Genomic DNA, 1,154 nt, shown 5'->3' with positions numbered 1-1,154 from the left:
TTATCAAATTTTGTTCATCAACACTATTTAACAAAGAGTCTACATTTTCAGTAGCTCCTATTTTTTATATAAAATACAACCTCTATTTATATAAATAGAGGTTGTAAGATATAAACATTAACGTTTTGAGAACTGTGGTGAACGACGTGCACCTTTAAGACCGTATTTTTTACGCTCTTTCATACGTGGGTCACGTGTTAATAAACCAGCACGTTTTAAGTTACCACGGTGTTCTGGATCTGCTTGTAATAATGCACGTGCAATACCGTGACGAATTGCTTGTGCCTGACCTGTAAAACCACCGCCATGAACGTTAACTAAAACATCATAATTACCTGCTGTTTCAGTTACACCAAATGGTTGTGATAAGTCTAAAATTAATGATTCAAATGGTAAGTAGTCACGTACATCACGACCGTTTACAGTGATTTTACCTTCACCTGGAACTAAACGTACACGTGCTACTGAACTTTTACGACGACCTGTGCCGCTATATTGTACTTGTGCCATGATTTAATATCCTCCTATTATTGATTAACCACGTAATTCGTATTTTTCTGGTTGTTGTGCTTCATGTGGATGCTCTGACCCAGTATAAACATGTAATTTCATACCTTGTTTACGACCTAAAGTATTTTTTGGTAACATACCTTTAATAGATAATTCCAATAATTCTGTTGGATATTTAACAACCATTTCACCTGCTGTACGCTCTTTTAATCCACCTGGGTGCATTGAGTGACGACGGTAAATTTTATCAGATAATTTTTTACCTGTTAATACAATTTTTTCAGCATTGATGATAATAACATGATCACCTGTATCAACGTGTGGTGTAAATGTTGGTTTGTGTTTACCACGTAAAATTGATGCAACTTCTGAAGAAAGACGACCCAAAGTTTGCCCTTCAGCATCAATAACGTACCATTTTTTATCTACATTAGCAGCATTTGCCATATAAGTTTGACGCATGAGAATGTTCCTCCATAATTTTTCTTTATCATTCTGTTTTAATGTATTCTCGAGTAAGTTTCCGGGGCTTATCGTGATGATATTAAAACAATATCGTACTTAATAATATAATACTTTATCTCAACTGTCAATAAAGATACAATATTTATTTTATAATTCTCTCATTCACATGTGATAATGTC

2 protein-coding genes are annotated in these 1,154 nt (G+C 34.1%); both read right to left on the bottom strand.

The annotated features are described in order from the left end of the window. Positions 1-117 precede the first annotated feature (117 nt). The gene (gene rpsI / locus AC5EAH_RS08130; protein WP_493494277.1) at positions 118-510 is read right to left on the bottom strand and encodes a 30S ribosomal protein S9; all 393 of its coding nucleotides are present in this window, start codon (positions 508-510) and stop codon (positions 118-120) included. A 24-nt stretch (positions 511-534) separates the two neighbouring features. Further along, entirely contained in the window at positions 535-972 is a 438-nt protein-coding gene (rplM, locus tag AC5EAH_RS08125; protein ID WP_493494276.1) for a 50S ribosomal protein L13, read from the bottom strand. Positions 973-1,154: the final 182 nt, after the last annotated feature.

The organism is Staphylococcus sp. B1(2026) (assembly GCF_058895785.1).
Note: the sequence above shows the minus strand (reverse complement) of the source record. Positions and strands in the feature narration are given on the sequence as shown.